Annotated in this window: 17 protein-coding genes; 5 read left to right on the top strand and 12 right to left on the bottom strand. The window is 73.2% G+C overall.

Annotated features, from left to right (window positions below; translation table 11 throughout):
* Window positions 1-28: 28 nt before the first annotated feature.
* The 7 genes from CTE05_RS14300 to arsM all read right to left on the bottom strand — a co-directional run bounded on the left by CTE05_RS14300 (window position 29) and on the right by arsM (window position 9,667).
* Window positions 29-994 carry a formylglycine-generating enzyme family protein gene (locus CTE05_RS14300; protein WP_146846995.1) on the bottom strand — a complete coding sequence of 322 codons (966 nt, stop codon included), beginning with the start codon at window positions 992-994 and terminating at the stop codon, window positions 29-31.
* 13 nt (window positions 995-1,007) lie between these two features.
* A complete protein-coding gene (locus CTE05_RS14295) occupies window positions 1,008-1,694 on the bottom strand; it encodes a response regulator (RefSeq protein WP_146846994.1) in 687 nt (228 codons plus the stop codon).
* Window positions 1,694-4,204: a DUF4118 domain-containing protein gene (locus tag CTE05_RS14290; protein ID WP_146846993.1), complete on the bottom strand. Its 2,511-nt coding sequence runs from the start codon at window positions 4,202-4,204 to the stop codon at window positions 1,694-1,696. Before CTE05_RS14290 ends, CTE05_RS14295 begins: the two co-directional genes overlap by 1 nt.
* Window positions 4,201-4,821 (bottom strand): potassium-transporting ATPase subunit KdpC, encoded by a 621-nt coding sequence (gene kdpC, locus CTE05_RS14285; protein WP_146846992.1) that lies wholly within the window; start codon window positions 4,819-4,821, stop codon window positions 4,201-4,203. Before kdpC ends, CTE05_RS14290 begins: the two co-directional genes overlap by 4 nt.
* Entirely contained in the window at window positions 4,821-6,872 is a 2,052-nt protein-coding gene (gene kdpB / locus CTE05_RS14280) for a potassium-transporting ATPase subunit KdpB (protein ID WP_146846991.1), read from the bottom strand. Before kdpB ends, kdpC begins: the two co-directional genes overlap by 1 nt.
* Window positions 6,869-8,533 (bottom strand): potassium-transporting ATPase subunit KdpA, encoded by a 1,665-nt coding sequence (gene kdpA / locus CTE05_RS14275; RefSeq protein ID WP_146846990.1) that lies wholly within the window; start codon window positions 8,531-8,533, stop codon window positions 6,869-6,871. The genes kdpB and kdpA overlap by 4 nt, the downstream gene beginning before the upstream one ends.
* Window positions 8,534-8,923: 390 nt before the next feature.
* On the bottom strand, window positions 8,924-9,667 hold the full coding sequence (arsM, locus tag CTE05_RS14265) for an arsenite methyltransferase (protein ID WP_146846988.1): 744 nt from the start codon (window positions 9,665-9,667) through the stop codon (window positions 8,924-8,926).
* A 101-nt stretch (window positions 9,668-9,768) separates the two neighbouring features.
* Between arsM and CTE05_RS14260 the strand changes: the two genes are divergently transcribed.
* Window positions 9,769-10,137 (top strand): ArsR/SmtB family transcription factor, encoded by a 369-nt coding sequence (locus tag CTE05_RS14260; protein ID WP_146846987.1) that lies wholly within the window; start codon window positions 9,769-9,771, stop codon window positions 10,135-10,137.
* Window positions 10,134-10,643 carry a GNAT family N-acetyltransferase gene (locus tag CTE05_RS14255; protein WP_146846986.1) on the top strand — a complete coding sequence of 170 codons (510 nt, stop codon included), beginning with the start codon at window positions 10,134-10,136 and terminating at the stop codon, window positions 10,641-10,643. The genes CTE05_RS14260 and CTE05_RS14255 overlap by 4 nt, the downstream gene beginning before the upstream one ends.
* Before the next feature lie 3 nt (window positions 10,644-10,646).
* Here CTE05_RS14255 and CTE05_RS14250 read toward each other — a convergent pair whose 3' ends face one another.
* Window positions 10,647-11,633, bottom strand: a complete 987-nt coding sequence (locus CTE05_RS14250) for an aldo/keto reductase (RefSeq protein ID WP_146846985.1) — start codon at window positions 11,631-11,633, stop codon at window positions 10,647-10,649.
* Window positions 11,634-11,704: 71 nt separating this feature from the next.
* Between CTE05_RS14250 and pdxR the strand changes: the two genes are divergently transcribed.
* Window positions 11,705-13,123 carry a MocR-like pyridoxine biosynthesis transcription factor PdxR gene (gene pdxR, locus CTE05_RS14245; RefSeq protein WP_146846984.1) on the top strand — a complete coding sequence of 473 codons (1,419 nt, stop codon included), beginning with the start codon at window positions 11,705-11,707 and terminating at the stop codon, window positions 13,121-13,123.
* Window positions 13,124-13,130: 7 nt separating this feature from the next.
* Here the strand turns inward: pdxR and CTE05_RS14240 are convergent, their stop codons facing one another.
* The 4 genes from CTE05_RS14240 to CTE05_RS14225 form a co-directional block, all read right to left on the bottom strand.
* Window positions 13,131-13,922, bottom strand: coding sequence for a hypothetical protein (locus CTE05_RS14240; RefSeq protein ID WP_146846983.1), 792 nt, complete (start codon window positions 13,920-13,922; stop codon window positions 13,131-13,133).
* 125 nt (window positions 13,923-14,047) lie between these two features.
* Window positions 14,048-15,637, bottom strand: coding sequence for an MFS transporter (locus CTE05_RS14235; RefSeq protein ID WP_146846982.1), 1,590 nt, complete (start codon window positions 15,635-15,637; stop codon window positions 14,048-14,050).
* 66 nt (window positions 15,638-15,703) lie between these two features.
* Window positions 15,704-16,159, bottom strand: a complete 456-nt coding sequence (locus CTE05_RS14230; protein WP_146846981.1) for a hypothetical protein — start codon at window positions 16,157-16,159, stop codon at window positions 15,704-15,706.
* A gap of 74 nt (window positions 16,160-16,233) precedes the next feature.
* Window positions 16,234-16,503, bottom strand: coding sequence for a hypothetical protein (locus CTE05_RS14225; protein ID WP_146846980.1), 270 nt, complete (start codon window positions 16,501-16,503; stop codon window positions 16,234-16,236).
* A gap of 160 nt (window positions 16,504-16,663) precedes the next feature.
* Between CTE05_RS14225 and CTE05_RS14220 the strand changes: the two genes are divergently transcribed.
* Window positions 16,664-18,748: a PhoX family protein gene (locus tag CTE05_RS14220; RefSeq protein WP_146846979.1), complete on the top strand. Its 2,085-nt coding sequence runs from the start codon at window positions 16,664-16,666 to the stop codon at window positions 18,746-18,748.
* A gap of 142 nt (window positions 18,749-18,890) precedes the next feature.
* The gene (locus CTE05_RS14215; protein WP_146846978.1) at window positions 18,891-19,271 is read left to right on the top strand and encodes a hypothetical protein; all 381 of its coding nucleotides are present in this window, start codon (window positions 18,891-18,893) and stop codon (window positions 19,269-19,271) included.
* Window positions 19,272-19,283: the final 12 nt, after the last annotated feature.

Raw genomic sequence — 19,283 nt, 5'->3', positions numbered from 1 at the left:
GACACTAGGGGCGACCGCCTCGGCACCACTAGGAGGCGGCGCACCGGAACCCGACGTTGCCGGCGGAGGAGTCCGGGGCGTTCGAGCTGCGCGAGTCGACCCGGTACCGGAAGCAGTACGACTCGTGGCACAGGTACGACCCGCCGCGCATCACGCGCGCCGAGCCCGTGGCCGGTCCGGTCGGGTCGGCAGCGGCCGACGTCCGGTACCCGTCCGGCGCGAACCAGTCCTGGCACCACTCCCAGACGTTGCCCGTCATGGTGTGCAGACCGAGGTCGTTGGGCGCGAAGGCCGCCGCCGGCGCCGTGCCCAGGTAGCCGTCCTCCAGGGTGTTCCGCGTCGGGAAGTCCCCCTGCCAGACGTTCATCCGGTGCTCGCCCCCGGGCTCCCGCTCGTGCCCCCACGGGTAGTGCGCACCTTCCCGACCGCCCCGCGCCGCGCGCTCCCACTCGGCCTCGGTCGGCAGCCGGAGCCCGGCCCACGACGCGAACGCCGACGCGTCCGACCAGCTCACGTGGACGACGGGGTGGTCGGCACGGTCGGTGACGTCGGAGTGCGGGCCCTCGGGGTGACGCCAGTCCGCACCCTCGACCTGACGCCACCACGGCGTGCCGACGACGGCGCGCGTCGGCGGGAAGTCGTCGGGCAGCAGGCCGGCGAACACGAAGGACCAGCCGTACGCCTCGGCCTCGGTGCGGTACCCGGTCGCCCCGACGAAGCCCGCGAACTGCGCGTTGGTCACCGTCGTCCGCATCATCCGGAACGGTCGGAGCGTCACGACGTGCGCCGGACCCTCCCCGTCGGACGGGTAGCCGTCAGGCCCGTCGTGCCCCATGACGAACTCGCCGCCCGGGACGTCGACCAGGTCGGCGACCACGGAGGCGCGCAGGGACGCCGCGACGTCGGGCGCGAGCGTCGGAGCCCCCAGCACCAGGGGTGCACCGGCGTGGTCGTGGCCGGCTCCGGGAGCGCAGCACGCAGGATCGGTGGTCACGACGACATCCTCCTCACACCTCGAAGACGTACCCCATGCCCGGCTGCGTGATGAGGTGGCGCGGGTGGGCCGGGTCCTCCTCCAGCTTGCGGCGCAGCTGCGCGGAGTAGACGCGCAGGTAGTGGGTCTCGTCGGAGTACCCCGGCCCCCAGACCTCCTGGAGCAGCTGGACGCGGCCCACGAGCCGGCCGCGGTTGCGGACCAGGACCTCCAGCATCGACCACTCCGTGGGGCTCAGCCGGACCTCGACCCCGTCCCGCAGGACGCGTCGGCGCGCGAGGTCGACGGTCAGGGCGCCCGCGGTCACCACCGCGTCGTCGGAGTCTGCGGGGACGGACGCGCGCCGGACCGCCGCGCGCAGCCGGGCGAGGAGCTCGTTCATCGCGAACGGCTTGGTCACGTAGTCGTCGGCCCCCGCGTCGAGGGCGTCGACCTTGTCCTCGCCGTGCTGCCGGGCGGACAGGACCACGATCGGCACGCGGCTCCACCCGCGGATCGCGGTGATGACGTCGAGCCCGCTCATGTCCGGCAGACCGAGGTCGAGCAGCACGACGTCGGGGGTGTGCGCGGCCGCCGACGAGATCGCGGAGGCCCCGTCGGCTGCGGTCGTGACGTCCCAGCCCGTGGCGCGCAGCGTGATCGACAGCGCGTGCGCGAGGCCGGGCTCGTCGTCGACCACGAGGATCCTGTTGCCGGTCATCAGGCAGCCGGCTCGGCGAGCGGGACGGTCACCAGCATGGTCAGGCCGCCGCCGGGGGTGTCCTCGACGCTGAGCTCGGCGCCGACCGCGGTCGCGAGCCCGTCCGCGACCGCCAGCCCGAGCCCGAGGCCGGTGCCGCTGGTGTCCCCGAGCCGCTGGAACGCGGCGAACAGGTGCTCCTTGGCGGCGTCGGGGACGCCCGGCCCGTCGTCGACCACCCGCAGCACGATGTCGTCGCCCACGACGGCGGACCCCACGACCACCGCGCTGCCGGCCTTGGCGTGCCGCACCGCGTTGGACACCAGGTTGGCGACGACGCGCTCCAGGAGCCCCGGGTCGGTGTGCACGAGCGGCAGGTCGTCCGGGACGTCGAGCACCACGGCGCCCGGCGCGTAGCCCTCGACCGCGAACGGCACGATCTCGTCGAGGCTCGTCGCGCGCAGCACGGGTCGGACGCTACCGGTCTGCAGCCGGGACAGGTCGAGCAGGTTGTCGATGAGCCGCTCCAGCCGCGCCGTGGACTCCTCGAGCGTGCCGACGAGGGCCGCGCGGTCGGCGTCGTCGAGGTCGAGCTCGGTGGACGTGAGCCCGTCGACCGACGCGCGGATGGTCGCCAGCGGCGTGCGCAGGTCGTGCGAGACGGCGGCCAGCAGGGCGGTGCGGGTGGCGTCGGCCTGGCCGAGGACCCGCGCCTGCTCGGCCTGCTCGCGCAGTCGCTCCTGCTCCAGCACGATCCCGACCTGGGACGCGAACGCCTCCAGGACGCGCCGGTCGCTAGCGGGCAGCACCCGACCGGTCAGCGCGAGCACCCGGTCGTCGTCGACGACGAGCACCGCCTGGGCGGCCGCGGGGTCGCGGGCCGGGTCGACGCCGTCCGCCGCCAGGACGTCCCAGCCGCGCTCGGTCCGGGTCAGCAGCGAGACGGCCTCGAGCGTGAACGTCTCCCGCAGCCGGGCGACCAGCGCACCCGCGGTGTCCTCCCCCGACAGGACCGAGCGGGAGATGGCGGCCAGGGCCGACGCCTCGGCGCGCGCGCGGAACGCCTCGGTCGTGCGCCGCGCGGCCAGGTCCACCACCGAGGCGACACCGGCCGCCACCAGCACGAACACGCCCAGCGCGAGGGCGTTCTCGGGCTCGGCGACGGTCAGCCGCCCGGTGGGCAGCGTGAAGAACCAGTTGAGCAGCAAGAATCCGACGACGGCGCTGACGATCGCGGGCCACAGGCCGCCGATGAGGGCGACCAGCACGGTCAGCGCCAGGAAGAGCATCAGCTCGGTCGGCAGCCCGACCACGTCGCGCAGCGCGGAGAGCAGCACCGTGAGCAGCACCGGCCCGAGCAGGGCGGCCGACCATCCCGCGAGCACGCGCGACCGGGACAGGGGCGAGCGGCGGGGGTGCCGTCGACCGGCCCGGGCCTTCTCGTGGGAGACCAGGTGCACGTCGATGAGGCCGGCGAGGCGGGCGATCTCGGTGCCGTTGCTCTCCCGGACGGCCTCCCGCCAGCGGCTGCGGCGCGACACTCCGACGACGATCATCGTGGCGTTCACGCCGCGCGCGAAGTCCACGACCGCGGTCGGGACGTCCTCGCCGACGACCGTGTGGAAGGTCCCGCCGAGCGACTCGACCAGCGCCCGCTGCTCGGCGATGCGGGCGGGTGGGGCGCTCGGCAGCCCGTCGGTCGCCAGCACGTGCACGGCCTGGAGCTCCGAGCCGGCCGCGCGCTGGGCGATCCGCGCCCCGCGCCGCAGCAGTGTGTCCCCCTCCGGACCACCCGTGACGGCGACCACGACGCGCTCGCGGGCCGGCCACGGCGACTCGATCCGGTGGTCGCGCCGGTAGGTGGTCAGCGCGTCGTCCACCCGGTCCGCCAACCAGAGCAGCGCCAGCTCGCGCAGCGCGGTGAGGTTGCCGACGCGGAAGTACCGCGTCAGGGACGCGTCGACCTGGTCGGCCCGGTACACGTTGCCGTGCGCGAGCCGGCGGCGCAGCGCCTCCGGGGCGAGGTCGACGAGCTGGATCTGGTCCGCGTCGCGCACCACGTGGTCCGGCACGGTCTCGCGCTGCCGGACGCCCGTGATGGCCTCGACGTCGTCGTTGAGCGACTCCAGGTGCTGCACGTTCACGGTGGTCACCACGTCGATGCCCGCGGCGAGCAGGTCGTGCACGTCCTGCCACCGCTTCGGGTGGGTGCTGCCCGGCACGTTGGTGTGCGCGAGCTCGTCGACCATGACGACCTGCGGGGCCCGCGCCAGGACCGCGTCGACGTCCAGCTCGGTGAGCTCGGTCCCGCGGTGCTCCACCGTGCGCCGCGGCAGGACCTCGAGCCCTTCGAGCAGCGCCGCCGTCGCGAGCCGGCCATGGTCCTCGACCAGCCCTACCACCACGTCGGTCCCGCGCGACAGGCGGCGGTGGGCCTCGTCGAGCATCGCGTACGTCTTCCCGACGCCCGGGGCCGCGCCGAGGTACACGGTCAGCCGGCCGCGCCTCGGGAGATCGCCGCCTGGGGTCATGAGCCCATTGTGTGCAGCGCCAGGTTCAGGCGGAGCACGTTCACCCGGGGCTCGCCGAGGACGCCGAGGTCACGGCCGACCGTCGCGTCGTCGACGAGCGCGCGGACCTCGTCCGCGGACAGCCCCCGCTCCCGCGCGACCCGGGCGACCTGGAGCCGCGCGTACGCCGGGGAGATGTCGGGGTCGAGGCCCGATGCCGACGCCGTCAGGGCGTCGACGGGCACGTCGGCGGGGTCGACGGCCTCCTCCTCGGCCACGGCGGCGCGGCGCTCCTCGACGGCCACGAGCAGGTCCTCGTTCTGCGGGCCGAGGTTCGACCCCGCGGACGCGAGCGTGTCGTACCCGTCGCCGGCCGCCGACGGGCGGGGGTGGAACCACTGCGGGCCGTCGAACGCCTGCCCGACCAGCAGCGACCCCACGGCGTCGTCGCGCGACGTCACGCGCTCCCCCGTCGCCGAGACGAGCGACCCGTCCGCCTGCCACGGGAACGCCACCTGCGCGACGCCGGTGACCGCGAGGGGGTAGGCGAAGCCGAGCACGAGGGTGAGGACGAGCAGCACGCGCAGCCCGGCCCAGGTCTGGCGCGCGAGCGCGACGGTGTCGGATCCGGTGGTCATCAGGACATCCCCAGGGCGGTGACGAGCAGGTCGATGAGCTTGATCCCGAGGAACGGGGCGATGATGCCGCCGAGCCCGTAGACCAGCAGGTTGCGGCGCAGCAGCGCGCTCGCCGAGGCCGGGGTGTAGCGCACCCCGCGCAGGGCCAGCGGCAGCAGGGCCACGATGACGAGCGCGTTGAAGACGACGGCCGAGAGGATCGCCGACTGCGGGCTGGTCAGGTGCATCACGTTGAGCACGCCGAGCTGCGGGAACGCGACGACGAACATCGCGGGCAGGATCGCGAAGTACTTGGCGACGTCGTTGGCCACCGAGAAGGTGGTCAGCGCGCCGCGCGTGATGAGCAGCTGCTTGCCGATCTCGACGATCTCGAGCAGCTTGGTCGGGTTCGAGTCGAGGTCGACCATGTTGCCCGCCTCCTTGGCGGCGCTCGTGCCCGTGTTCATCGCGACGCCGACGTCGGCCTGGGCGAGCGCCGGGGCGTCGTTCGTCCCGTCGCCCGCCATCGCGACCAGCCGCCCGCCCTCCTGCTCGCGGCGGATGAGCGCGAGCTTGTCCTCCGGCGTCGCCTCGGCGAGCACGTCGTCCACGCCCGCCTCGTCGCCGATGGCCTTCGCGGTCAGCGGGTTGTCGCCCGTGACCATGACCGTCCGGATGCCCATGGCCCGCAGCGCGTCGAACCGCTCCCGCATGCCGTCCTTCACGACGTCCTTGAGGTGGATGACCCCGAGGACCCGCGCCGGACCGTCGGCGTGCTGCTCCGCGACGACGAGCGGTGTGCCGCCCGACGCGGAGATCGCGTCGACCGTCGCCGCGACGTCGTCCGACGCGTGCCCGCCCGTCGAGCGGACCCACTCGGTGACCGCGGCGGCGGCGCCCTTGCGGACCCGCCGACCCGGCAGGTCGACCCCGCTCATCCGGGTCCGCGCGGCGAACGGCACCAGCTCCGCGCCGGCCAGGTCGTGCCGCTCGCGCAGCCCGAACCGCTCCTTGACCAGCACGAGGACGGATCGGCCCTCCGGAGTCTCGTCGGCCATCGACGACAGCTGGGCGGCGTCCGCGAGCGCCTCCGGGGCGATGCCCGCCGCGGGCAGGAGGTCGGCCGCCTGCCGGTTGCCGAGCGTGATGGTGCCCGTCTTGTCGAGCAGCAGCACGTCGACGTCGCCGGCGGCCTCGACCGCGCGGCCGGACATCGCGAGCACGTTGCGCCGGACCAGGCGGTCCATGCCCGCGATGCCGATCGCGGACAGCAGGGCGCCGATGGTGGTCGGGATGAGGCAGACCAGCAGCGCGACCAGCACGACGAGCGTCTGCGGCGCACCCGAGTAGACCGCGAACGGCTGCAGCGTGACGACCGCCAGCAGGAACACGATCGTCAGCGTCGTGAGCAGGACGTTGAGCGCGACCTCGTTGGGGGTCTTCTGCCGCTCCGAGCCCTCGACCAGCGCGATCATCCGGTCGACGAACGTGTGGCCGGCGGGTGCGGTGATCCGCACGACGATCCGGTCGGACAGGACCACCGTCCCCCCGGTGACCGCCGACCGGTCGCCGCCGGACTCGCGGATCACCGGGGCCGACTCACCGGTGATCGCGGACTCGTCGACGCTCGCGACACCCTCGATCACGTCCCCGTCGCCGGGGATGGTCTCCCCCGCGACGACGACCACGACGTCCCCGACCCGCAGCGACGACGACGGCACCTCGGTCGTGTCCGCGCCGACGACCTTGCGTTCGGTCGTCTCCCGCTGCGTGGCCCGCAGGCTGGCGGCCTGTGCCTTGCCGCGCCCCTCCGCGACGGACTCCGCGAGCGTCGCGAACACGACGGTGAGCCACAGCCAGACGGTGATCGACCAGGCGAACGCGCTCGGCTCGAGGATCGCCAGGACCGTGGTGAACGCGGCGCCGACCTCGACGACGAACATGACCGGCGAGTCCCGCAGGCGACGCGGGTCCAGCCCGCGCAGCGCACCGGGCAGTGCGGCGGAGAGCTGCCGCGGCGAGATCGCCGGTGGGGCCGCGGTGGGCGGCTTCGGCAGGACGGTGGTGCTCATGACAGGGACTCCACGACAGGACCGAGGGACAGGACGGGGACGAACGTGAGGCCGACGACCACGAGGGTCACGGTCACCAGGAGGCCCACGAACAGGGGCGTGTGGGTGGGCAGCGTGCCGGCGCCCTCGGGCACCTTCCGCTGGCTCGCCAGCAGGCCGGCCAGGGCCAGCACCAGCGCGATGGGCACGAACCGGCCGACGAGCATCGCGAGGCCGAGGAGGGTGTTGTAGAACGGCGTGCCCGCGGTGAGCCCGGCGAACGCGGAGCCGTTGTTGTTCCCGGCGGACGCGAAGGCGTACAGGATCTCGGACAGCCCGTGCGGGCCGCCCTGCAGCTGACCTGCCAGGCCCGCCGGCACCGAGACGGCGATCGCGGAGCCGACGAGCACGACCGCGGGCATCGTCAGCACGGACAGCGCGACGAGCGTGATCTCCTGCCGGCCGATCTTCTTGCCCAGGTACTCCGGCGTCCGGCCGACCATCAGTCCGGCCAGGAACACCGCGACGACGATCAGCACGACCATCCCGTAGAGCCCGCTGCCGACACCGCCGGGCGACACCTCACCGAGCAGCATCCCCACGAGCGCGACCCCTCCGCCCGGCGCGGTCAGCGAGTCGTGCATCGAGTTCACGGCACCGGTCGACGTCATCGTCGTCGACGCGGCGAACAGGGCGGACGCGGCCTCGCCGAAGCGGACCTCCTTGCCCTCCATCGCTCCCCCGGCCGTTCCGGGGACCAGCCCCGGTCCGGCCAGCTCCGCCCACGTGAGCAGGCCGACCGCGGCGACCCACAGGGTCGACATCGCGGCGAGGATCGCCCAGCCCTGCCGACGGTCCCCCACCATCCGACCGAACGTGCGCGGCAGGCTGAACGGGAGGAGCAGCAGCAGCACGACCTCGAGGGCGTTGGTCCACGGGGTGGGGTTCTCGAACGGGTGCGCGGAGTTGGCGTTGAAGAACCCACCCCCGTTGGTGCCGAGCTCCTTGATGGCCTCCTGCGAGGCGACCGGCCCGCCGAGCGCGGACTGCGTGCCGCCGGCCAGCGTCGTGATCTCGGTGTGGGCGCCCAGGTTCTGGATGACGCCACCGGCGACCAGCGCGAGGGCCGCGACGAACGCCAGCGGCAGCAGCACCCGCACCGTCACCCGGACGAGGTCCGCCCAGAAGTTGCCGACGCGCGAGTCCGTCCCGTGCCGTGCGAACCCGCGCGCCAGCGCCGCGAGGACGGCGATCCCGACCGCGGCGGACACGAAGTTCTGCACCGCGAGCCCGGCCATCTGGAACAGGTGGCCCGCGGCAGCCTCGCCCGAGTACCACTGCCAGTTGGTGTTGGTGACGAACGAGACCGCGGTGTTCCACGCCCCGGCGGGGTCGAGCGGGGCCATGCCCAGGTCGAGCGGCAGCCGGTCCTGCAGTCGCCCGAGGCCGAACAGGACCAGGACGGAGGCCAGCGAGAAGCCGAGCACCGACAGCAGGTAGGTGCTCCACCGCTGCTCGGCGTCGGGGTCGACGCGCATGACCCGGTACCCGAGCCGCTCGACCGCGAGGTGCCTCGGCGACGTCAGGGTCCGGAACAGGTAGTCACCGAGGGGCCGGTGCGCGACCGCCAGGACCAGGACGACGATCGCGATCTGCCCGACCGCGGTCCACGTGGTGCTCATCGGACCCTGTCCGAGCGCAGCAGCTGGACCACCAGGTACACCAGCAGCGCACCGGCGAGGACCAGGCCGACGACGTCCGCGGCGCTCATGCGCGGTCCGTCCGACGGGCGACGAGCGCGACGGTGGCGAAGAACGCCACGGTCAGCGCGAGGAAGGCCAGGTCGGCCATGGGTCTCACAGCGCTTTCGACGACGGTCGGCAGCACCGTCAGGGGGCCGCCGACGGCCCTCTCACCGGGGCCGCAACCGCAGGTCTACGCCCAGGGACGGGCCCCGACGGCCCCCGTTGACGGAATCTTGACGCCACCGCCCCAGGTCTTGACGCACCGTTGTCGGGCCACGCCCAGCTGCTCGTCGGACGGGGCCGGGCGGCCCGCCGACGCGGTCCGGCTCAGTCGTGACCGGCGACCGGCTTGCGGGCGCGGACGACTGCGCCGTGCATCCCGTCGGCGACCTGGTGGGTGAAGGTGACGTCTGCGTCGACGAAGCCGGCGTCGGCCAGGCCCGTGAGGTACTCGGAGCGGGACAGGGCGCCGGCGATGCAGCCCACGTAGGAACCACGCTCGGCGCGCTCCTCGGGCGTCAGGTGGTCCTCGGCGACGACGTCGGAGATGCCGACCCGGCCACCGTCGGCGAGCACGCGGTAGACCTCGCCGAGGACCGCGGGCTTGTCCGGCGAGAGGTTCACGACGCAGTTCGAGATGACGACGTCGACCGAGCCGTCCGCGAACGGCAGGTCCTCGATGGTGCCCTTGCGGAACTCGACGTTGGTCGCTCCGGCCCTCGTCGCGTTCGCCCGGGCGAGGTCGAGCATCTCGTCGGTCATGTCCACGCCGTACGCGAAGCCGGTGGGACCGACGCGGCGGGCCGACAGGAGGACGTCGATGCCGCCGCCGGAGCCGAGGTCGAGCACCCGCTCCCCGGGCGTCAGGTCCGCGACGGTCAGGGGGTTGCCGCAGCCGAGCGACGCGGCGAGCGCCTCGACTGGGAGACCGGCGACCTCGGTCGCGTCGTAGAGCGCCTGGCCGAAGCTCTCGTCGGTGGGGGCGCACGACCCGCCGCAGCACCCGTCGTTCGCGGGCTGCACCGCGGCGAGGGCGTAGCGCTGGCGGACCTGCTTGCGGACGTCGTCCATGGGAGTCTCCTTAGATATCGACCTTTGTCGATGCGACTCTGCACCGCGCGGGGGCGCGCGTCAATATCGACAGCCGTCAATCTCCGTTCCATACTTGCCCCATGCCCCTGGACCTGCTGCCCGTCTCGACCGCTCCCGCGGCCTGCTGCACGCCCGCCACGAGCCCGGCGATCACCGAGCAGGACGCCGTCCAGCTCGCCCGCACGCTCAAGGCGCTCGCGGACCCGGCGCGGTTGCGGCTGCTGTCCCTCATCGCGGCGCACGACGGCGCGGAGGCCTGCGTCTGCGACCTCATCGAGCCCGTCGGCCTGAGCCAGCCGACCGTGTCGCACCATCTCAAGGTGCTCACCGACGCCGGCCTCATCACGCGGGACAAGCGCGGTGTGTGGGCCTACTTCGCGCTGGTGCCCGGTGCGCTCGAGTCGGTGACGACGCACCTGGGCGCTCACCTGACGGGGAGCGCCGCATGACCTTCCACGTCGGACCGCTGACCGCGGAGCACTGGCCCGAGGTCGAGCGCATCTACGCCGAGGGCATCGCGACCGGGCACGCGACCTTCGAGTCGGCCCCGCCGACGTGGGACGCCTTCGACGCCGGGAAGGTGCGCGAGCACCGGTTCGTCGCCCTCGACGACGACGGCCGGGTGCTCGGCTGGGCCGCCGCGTCCGCGGTCTCCGACCGGTGCGTGTACGCGGGGGTGATCGAGCACTCCGTGTACGTCGACCCGGCGGCGCGCGGACGCGGCGTCGGCCGGGCGCTGCTCGACGCGCTGCTCGGCTCCGCGGCGGCCGGCGGCGTCTGGACCGTGCAGTCGGGCATCTTCCCCGAGAACTCCGCGAGCATCGCCCTGCACACCGCCGCCGGGTTCCGCGTCGTCGGCACCCGGGAGCGGCTCGGTCGCATGACGTACGGTCCGCTCGCGGGGCAGTGGCGAGACGTCGTCCTCATGGAACGACGCCTCGACACCGCCTCCTGAGCGTCAGGCCTCGTCGAGCCGCGTCCGCAGCTCGTCGTCGAGCACCAGGTCGAGCGCGCCCAGCGACTCGTCCAGCTGCGCGACCGTGTGCGCCCCGACGATCGGGATGACCGGCGTCGGCCCGCCGAGCAGCCACGCGAGCGCGACCTGGTTCGCGGTGGCACCGATCTCGCGCCCGACCTCGTGCAGCACCTCGACCCGGCGCCGGCTGCTGGGGTGGTCCGCACCGCCGAACAGCGGCTTGTCCGCCCGCGTGAACGCGCCCTGGTGCAGGGGCGAGTACACCGTCACGGCGAGCGGCGGGCGGCCGTCGACGCCGGTGGACGCGGCGTAGTCGAGCAGGTCGCCGGACACCCAGTTGGACCGGAACGGCGTCGGGCTCGGGTAGACGTAGCTGCCCTGCTGCTGGACCAGGCCGTACGGCTCGACGCCCAGGCGGGCCGCGGTCTCGCGTGCCTCCACGACACGCCACGTCGTGACGTTGGAGATGCCCGGCACACCGATCACCCCGTCGGCGACGAGCTTGCCGAACGCGCCGACGGTCTCCTCCAGGGCGGTGTCGCGGTCGTCCACGTGCCCGTAGAGGACGTCGAGCCGGTCGACGCCCAGGTGGCGCAGGCTCGTGGCGGCCTCGCGGTAGACGGTCTCCGCGCCCAGGCCCTGGAAGTTCGTGGGCGGGGTGTTCGACAGCGGCAGGTTCGGGTCCTTCTTGCCGGCGCCGCACTTCGTCGCGATGCGGACGCGATCGCGCAGCCCGCGCGACGCGAGCCAGGCGCCGATCACGTCCTCGCTCTCGTGCCCGTGGCCGCCCGCGTCCCACGCGTTGTAGTTGTTCGCGGTGTCGAGGAACGTGCCGCCCGCGTCGACGAAGCGGTCGAGGATCTCGAAGGCCGCCTCACGCGACGTGTGCGTCCCGAAGCGCATCGTGCCCAGGCACAAGACGCTCACGTCGGTGGAGGTGGGGCCGGAGCCGATGGTGCGCTGCTGCATGGTCGTTCTCCTTCGTTCGGTGACGAGGACGACGCTAGGCGCGCAGCGGACCGGGAGTACGGTCCATTCCTGTGACAGATGACCAGACCAATCACTGGGTCGGCGACGCGCTCGTCACGCTCGAGAGCGGCCAGCCGGTGCACGTCGCGCTCGAACGCGCCCTGCGTGCCGCCGTCCGCGAGGGCCGCCTCCGCCCCGGCGACCCCGTGCCACCGAGCAGGGCGCTCGCGCGGGACCTCGGCGTCTCCCGCTGGGTGGTCACGCAGGCGTACGGGGCGCTCGTGGCCGAAGGTGCGCTGGACGCCCGCACGGGTGCGGGTACGCGCATCGCCTCGACGTCGTGGCCCGCCGTCGCCGCGCCCCGGGCCGTCGACCACCCGGTCCAGCCACGGCCCGCGTTCGACCTCGGGCCGGGCGTGCCGGACCTGCGCCACCTGCCGCGGACGACGTGGGTGGCGGCGGTCCGCGCCGCCGTCGAGTCCGCGACGCCCGGTGACCTCGTCGCGCCGGACCCCCGCGGCGTGCCCGCGCTGCGCCACGCGCTCGCCGACCGGTTGGCCGTGACGCGCGCCGTCCTCGTCGACGCCGACGCGGTCGTCGTGACCCACGGAGCCGCAGACGGCATGACGCGGCTGGCGCGGTCTCTGCACGCAACGGGGCACACCAGCGTGCTCGTCGAGGACCCGAGCTGGCCCCGGCTGCGCGACGTCGCCGCGTCCGCGGGCTTGCAGCCCGTGCCGGTGCCGGTCGACGCGGACGGCGTGGACGTCGACGTGCTGGTCGCAGCGGCCGCGCGGACCGGTGCGCGCGCCGCGCTGGTCACGCCCTCGCACCAGTTCCCCGTCGGCGCGGCGCTCGCACCCGCGCGACGCGAGGCGCTCGTGCGGTGGGCCCGCGCCGTCGACGGGGTGGTCGTCGAGGACGACTACGACGCCGAGTTCCGCTACGACCGCCGCCCGGTGGCGGCCCTGCGCGCGCTCGCCCCCGACCGCGTCGCGCTGCTGGGCTCGCTGAGCAAGACACTCGCGCCGGGGTTCGGCGTGGGCTGGCTCGTCCCGCCCGACGACGTGCCCGCCGCGCGCACCGGCCTCGACGTGCACACCAGCGCCCCGCCGTCGCTGCACCAGCTCGCCTGCGCCGCGCTGCTCGCCGGCGGCGGCTACGACCGGCACCTGCGGTCGGCGCGCACCCGCTACCGGCGCCGCCGGACGGCCCTGCTCGCTGCGCTCGACCGGCACCTGCCCGGCCTGCCGGTGACGGGACTCGCGGCGGGCCTGCACGTGGTGCTCGGGCTACCGCCGGGCGTCGACGAGCACCACGTGGCCCGGCTGGCCGCTCGTCGTGACGTCCGCGTCATGCCGTCGGGCCGGTACCGCCTCACGACCACGGCGTCGGCCCCCGCGCTCGTCGTCGGGTACGGGAACCTGGTCGACGCCCGGCTGGAGGAAGCGGTGGGGCGCCTGGCGGTCGCGGTCACCGAGGCGACCTAGGGCAGGCTCACCGGGACTCACGCCACCGAGCAACTAGGGCATCGTCGGGCCGGCCCCAGTCGTCGTCGATCCACAGACTGTCGACGAACTCGTCCGCGGACGCTAGCGGCACCCCGTGGCGCGCGGTGAACCTGCCCACCGTCTCCAGCTCGCCCAGCGACCAGTCGCTCTCGATACCGCCGAACAGTCCTCCGTACGTGATCGCGACGAGAGCATGCACGGCATCCCGAATGGAGTCCTGGCCGATGCCGCGCCCCGCGACGGCGTCGCGCACGGTGCGCGGCAGCTGCTCGCCTTCGCCCATGGCGGCGAGAGGATGCGACTCGTACCAGGCTCTGAACGTCTCCGGGCCGACGGTCATCCACTCCCAGAGGTGGTCCTCGAGCGATGCGAGGTCGACGGCGTCCAGCCCGACCTCCTCACGCCAACGACGGAACGTCACCAGTGCGGTCGCCTGCCGAGCACGAACGGACAGGTCCGAGTGCACGCCAGGTGCCCGCCACGACAGCAGGTCTCGCGTGACGGCGTACCTCGACCCGACCTCGCCGCCCCCCCAAGGGGACAGGTCGACGACGTTGATCGCCTCATCCCGGCGGACGTGCCGGGTGTGCGGACGACACGCGACCTCGATGTCGACGGGGTACTGCGCACGGGCGTGCAGGCGGTCGTCCGCGTCGATGACGGCTGCCTTCTCAGTGAACCGATGGACCACTCCGTCGACGTCCGTGACAGCGACCTCGACCCATCCGGGGAAGTCGTCGGCGAGCCACCTGGTGGCACGTCCACGAAGCATCAGCACGCTCCGCATCGTTCCAGAGCCGACCGCATCGGCGAGGATCTGCCCCACGTAAGCTTGGGGCAGATCCTCGAAGACTTCCCCCGCCGACACTGCGAGGATCCAAAGCATGATGTGAGAGACAGGCCCTAGCCGCCGAGCGACGCCCCCTCGACAGCAGCGTTCGGCTGCGGGTCGGGCAGGCGACGCATACGGAAGCCGTTGGCGACCCCGACGAGGCCGGCGAGCAGCGGGACGAGGAGCGCGATCTGCAGGGCACGCGGCCGGACCTCGGTGTTGATGCGCAGGATCTCGTCCTGCACGTCCTCCGGCTGACCGGCGAGCGTCTCCTCCAGGGCGGTGTTGCTCATCAGCTCGGCGTCCTCCTCGAGCGCGGTCGCGACCTGGGTCTGCTCCTCGGGCGAGAGGACCGTGCTCGCGTCGGCCTGCGCGGTGAAGCCGAGGGACAGGGCGGCGAGCATGACGCCGCCGGCGAACGCGAGCCCGAACGACAGCCCGAACGAGCCGGCGGCCGAGTTGACGCCGGCCGCCTCGCTGACGCGCTCCTCGGTGATGGGCGACAGCGTGTAGTTGTTGAGCTGCGAGACGAGCATCCCGAGCCCGGAGCCCACGACGAGCAGCGGGAGCACGAGGTACCAGCCGGACGTCGCCCGCGGCACCACGGGGATGAGGACGAGGACCCCGACGACGACCAGCGCGAAGCCCACCAGCACGATGTCGGCCGGCCGGCGGCGTCCCGCGCGCTTCCCCGCGAGCAGCGCGATCGCGAACATGCTGAGCGACAGGGGTGCGAGCGACAGACCGGCCGCCATCGCGTCGTACTCGAGCACCATCTGCAGGAAGATCGGCAGCGTGATCATGGCGGCGCCGAGCGTGATCTGCTGGAGCGTCTGCTGGGACACCCCGACGCGGAACAGCGGTAGCCGGAACAGGTCGGGATCGAGCAGCACGGGCTTGCCCTGACGCTTGCGCCGCAGCAGCCACCAGACCAGGACCGCGAGCGCGACGCCACCGAGGGCGATGAGCGCACCGACCGCCTCGCCGCCCTCCTGCCAGACCAGGATCCCGAGGACGATGCCGCCCATGGCGACGGCGGACAGGCCCGCGCCGACGAGGTCGATCGAGCGGTCACCCGTGTACTGGACGTCCTTGACCAGCTTGATGCCGCTGAGCACGACGACGATGATCAGCGCCTCCAGCCCGAACGCGACGCGCCACGACAGGTAGGTCGTGATGAATCCGCCGAGCAGCGGGCCCACGGCGGCTGCGATCGACGCGGACGCGCCGACCAGCGCGTAGACCTTCACCTGGTTGCCGCCGCTGAAGTTGCCGTGGATCAGCGACTGCATCGACGGGAGCAGGAGCGACGCGCCCAGGCCGCCGATGATCGCCCAGAAGATGATCACGGCGGTCAGGCTCTGCGCCAGCATCATCGCGACGGCCCCGGTGGCGTACGCGAGCAGACCGAGCACGTACGCGCGCTTGCGGCCGGCGAGGTCCCCGATCTTGCTGCCGATGAGGATGAACGCCGCCGACACGAGGGCCTCGAGCGCGATCGCCGACTGCACCCCGCTGACGGTGGTGTCGAGGTCCGCGACGACGGCCGAGATCGAGACGTTCATGAACGACGTGTCGACGACCAGGACGAACATCGCCATCGCGAGCAGGATCGCCAGGCGCCGGTCCAGCGGCGCGGCAGGCTCCGGACCTGTGGTCATCTTCGCAGCGTAGGAGCAGACGAACCCGGCGTGGGTGAATTGCGCGGATCGGCTTGTGACCGCCCGCTACTTGACGGGGACCTCGATCTCCTCGCCGTTGACCTCGACCAGCAGCGGCTTGGTCGTCGTCGTGTTCTCGGGGGTGCCGAAGATCGTGGTGTGCGGGACGAGGTCGGCGGTGCAGATCGCGTCGTCGGGGATCGGCTCGGTCTCGATCCGCACGGAGTTCCCGCTGTTCGCGTCCTCGACGACGACGATGTCCGTCCCGACGACGGGGCACGTCGAGCTCCCCCACGTCACCAGGGCCAGCCGGTCGCCGTAGTCGAGATAGACGACGCTGGTCTCCCCCTCGGGGACCTCCACCTCCTCGAGCTCGGGCTCGGCCTCCTCGCCCTCGGCGGCGACGGGGACGACCGGGAGACCGGAGAAGTCCTCGATCGCCGTGGGCGACGCGCAGCCGGCCAGCGAGAGCGCGCCGACCACCGCCACGAGCGTGCCGACGTACCGAACCCTGTTCGCCATCTCTGTTCCCCTCGCCGTGGCCGTCCCGCCCATAGTGCCGTGACCAGGCGCGCGAGTCACCGACTCGCCGGAACTCAGGCCGAGCGCACCGCGCGACGCGGGACCCGGGTCTCGCCCAGCAGGCGCAGCACGGACGTCCCGTACTCGTCGTGGTGCTCGATGCTCACGGACAGGACGCGACCGATCTGCCGGCTGCGCGCCCAGTCCATGACGTCGTCGACGTCCTGGGCGTCGAGCACGCGCCACTGCTCGCTCTCGCCCCCGCTGGTCCAGAACTCGACGACGTAGACGGGTTCGGTGACCACGGTCGACGACCAGTGCGTCCGACCACGTTCGACTCGCACAGCAGGCTCCTTCGCGACGGTGGTCCGACCATCGTGCTGGGCCCGGGTGAACGGCCCGTGACCGTCGGGTGGCAGCGCGGCGGCGGCTCGTCGGCAGCGTTCACGCGGTCGTCACCCGGTGTCCGCCCGGCCGCATCCGGGGACCGGCACCGTGGTCACCATGACGACCACCGACGACCGGGACGCCGTGCGCGGCGTGTCCCGGCGGCTCCTGCTGCCCATGGCCGGCCACACCGCAGGCAAGCGGTCCCCGGTGACCTGCCACCTGAAGTGCGCGGACGCGTGCTTCCACCCGGTGCCGAACACCAGCGACAACGAGTACTTCCGGGACATCGCGAGCGCGAGCCTGACGCGGCGGTCGGTGCTCTGGGGCGCGGTCGCCGCCGGTGGCGCGATCGTCGTCGGCGCGGCGATCGGCGACGCGCAGCCCGCCGCGGCCCTCGGACGGCCGGGCAAGGGCAGGCTGCCGTTCACGCCGATCGCTCCGGTCGGTGCGTCCGTGGACGCCGTCGTCGTGCCGGACGGCTACCGGTGGGCGCCGATCATCCGCTGGGGCGACCCGCTGTTCTCGAAGCGCGACGTGTTCGACCCGACCAGGCAGACCGCGGCGCTGCAGGAGCGCCAGTTCGGCTACAACAACGACTACCTGGACATCATCGAGGGACCGGCCGGCCTGGGGGCCCTCCTCGTCGCCAACCAGGAGTACACGAACGAGAGCATCATGTTCCCGCCGGCCACCACGCCCGAGGAGCTCGACGAGCAACGCAGGGTCGCGATCGCCGCGCACGGCATGGCCGTCGTGCAGCTGTACCGGACGCGCAGGGGCAAGCCGTGGACGTACGCGGTGGGCGCTCCGCTCAACCGGCGGATCACGGGGAACACCCCCTTCACGTTCAGCGGGCCGGCCGCCGGCTCGGCGCTGCTGACGACGGTGGAGGACCCGACGGGCACGACGGTCCGCGGCACCCTGGGCAATTGCGCGGGCGGCACGACCCCCTGGGGGACGGTGCTCTCGGGCGAGGAGAACTTCAACGGCTACTTCCGGACCGCCGGGACCAGCGCCGCGGACCTGCGCTACGGCCTCGCGGACCGGGCGACCTCCCGCGGCTGGGAGTCGGTCGACCCGCGGTTCGACGCGCGGAACCCCGGCTACGAGAACGAGCCCAACCGCTTCGGCTGGATCGTCGAGGTGGACCCGCTCGACCCGCACAGCCCGCCCGTGAAGCACACGGCGCTGGGCCGGTTCAAGCACGAGGGCGCCAACGTCGTCATCGGCCGCACCGGCCGCGCGGTGGCGTACATGGGTGACGACGAGCGGTTCGACTACCTGTACAAGTTCGTCTCGACGGACACCTACCGCCCGGGCAAGAGCCTGCGCGCCCGCCGGCACAACAAGACGCTCCTGGCGGCCGGCAGCCTCTACGTCGCGCGGTTCACCGGGGACTCGCCCGTCGAGGAGATCACCGGCACGGGTGCGCTCCCGTCCGACGGCGCCTTCGACGGCACCGGGCAGTGGGTGCCGCTCATGATCGACGGGGTCAGCCAGGTGCCCGGGTTCTCCGCGGACCAGCTCGTGGTCAACGTCCGGCTCGCCGCGGACGCCGTCGGCGCCACGAAGATGGACCGCTGCGAGGACGTCGAGCCCCACCCGCGGTCCGGGCGCGTGTACGTCGTGTGCACCAACAACACCGACCGTGGCAAGGTCGGCAAGGAGGGCGCGACCGAGCCGAACCCCCGCTCCGGCAACCGGGACGGGCACGTCATCGAGATCACCGAGGCAGGCGACGACGCCGCGGCCACGACGTTCGGCTGGAGCATCCTCCTGGTCTGCGGCGACCCGGCCACGAACACCTCGACGTACTTCGCGGGGTTCCCGCCGGAGAAGGTCTCCCCCATCTCCTGCCCCGACAACGTCACGTTCGACTCGGTGGGCAACATGTGGCTCGCGACCGACGGGGCGCCCGGCGTCATCGGCTACTGCGACGGGCTGTTCAAGGTGCCGCTGGAGGGGCCCGAGCGCGGTCGCGTCCAGCAGTTCCTGTCCGTCCCCGCGCAGGCCGAGACGTGCGGGCCGGTGGTGCGCGACGAGGAGAGCATGGTCTACGTGGCCGTGCAGCACCCCGGTGAGGACGGCACCTGGGCGCAGCAGCACTCGTACTTCCCGGACTACGTGGCACCGGGCACCCTCTCCGGCGGCCGGTGGGGCGGACCGCGGCCGAGCGTCGTCCAGGTCTGGAAGCCCTGACGCGTCGACACAGAGGCCCCGACCGTCCGCGGTCGGGGCCTTTGTCACGCGCTTGACCATCCGTTGGGCGAACCGCGGTAGAGAAGCATCGCGCGCCCGTCCGATGATGGCGGGACTGGTGCCGAGGCGCGGAGGCCGTCCGATGATCCCGAAAGAGACGTCCGCGAGCATCGAGCTGCCCGTCCCGCGGGACGACGCCTGGCGGGCGCTGGTCGGAGCCGCGGGCGGTCAGGACCGGCTGTGGCGCTTCGAGCACACCGACGTCGTCCTCGACGCCGTCACCCCCGGTGAGGCCGCGGGCGGCGACGGGCGGTGGGAGGACCTGGACTTCCGCGTGGCCGTCCACCTGGTCCCGATGGGCGCCGACCGGACCCTCGTGCTGTTCACCGCCGAGGCCACCGAGGAGCCGCACGGGGTGCGCTCGACCGCGCACGCGTCGGCGGCGCACCGGCGCGCCCGGCGCGACCTGGAGGCGATGGCCCTGGCCGTGGGTCAGCAGGTCAGCGAGCGCCAGGAGGGATGACGAAGCCGGCCG

It is taken from the genome of Cellulomonas terrae (assembly GCF_007990265.1).
Taxonomy (GTDB): domain Bacteria; phylum Actinomycetota; class Actinomycetes; order Actinomycetales; family Cellulomonadaceae; genus Cellulomonas; species Cellulomonas terrae.
Note: the sequence above shows the minus strand (reverse complement) of the source record. Positions and strands in the feature narration are given on the sequence as shown.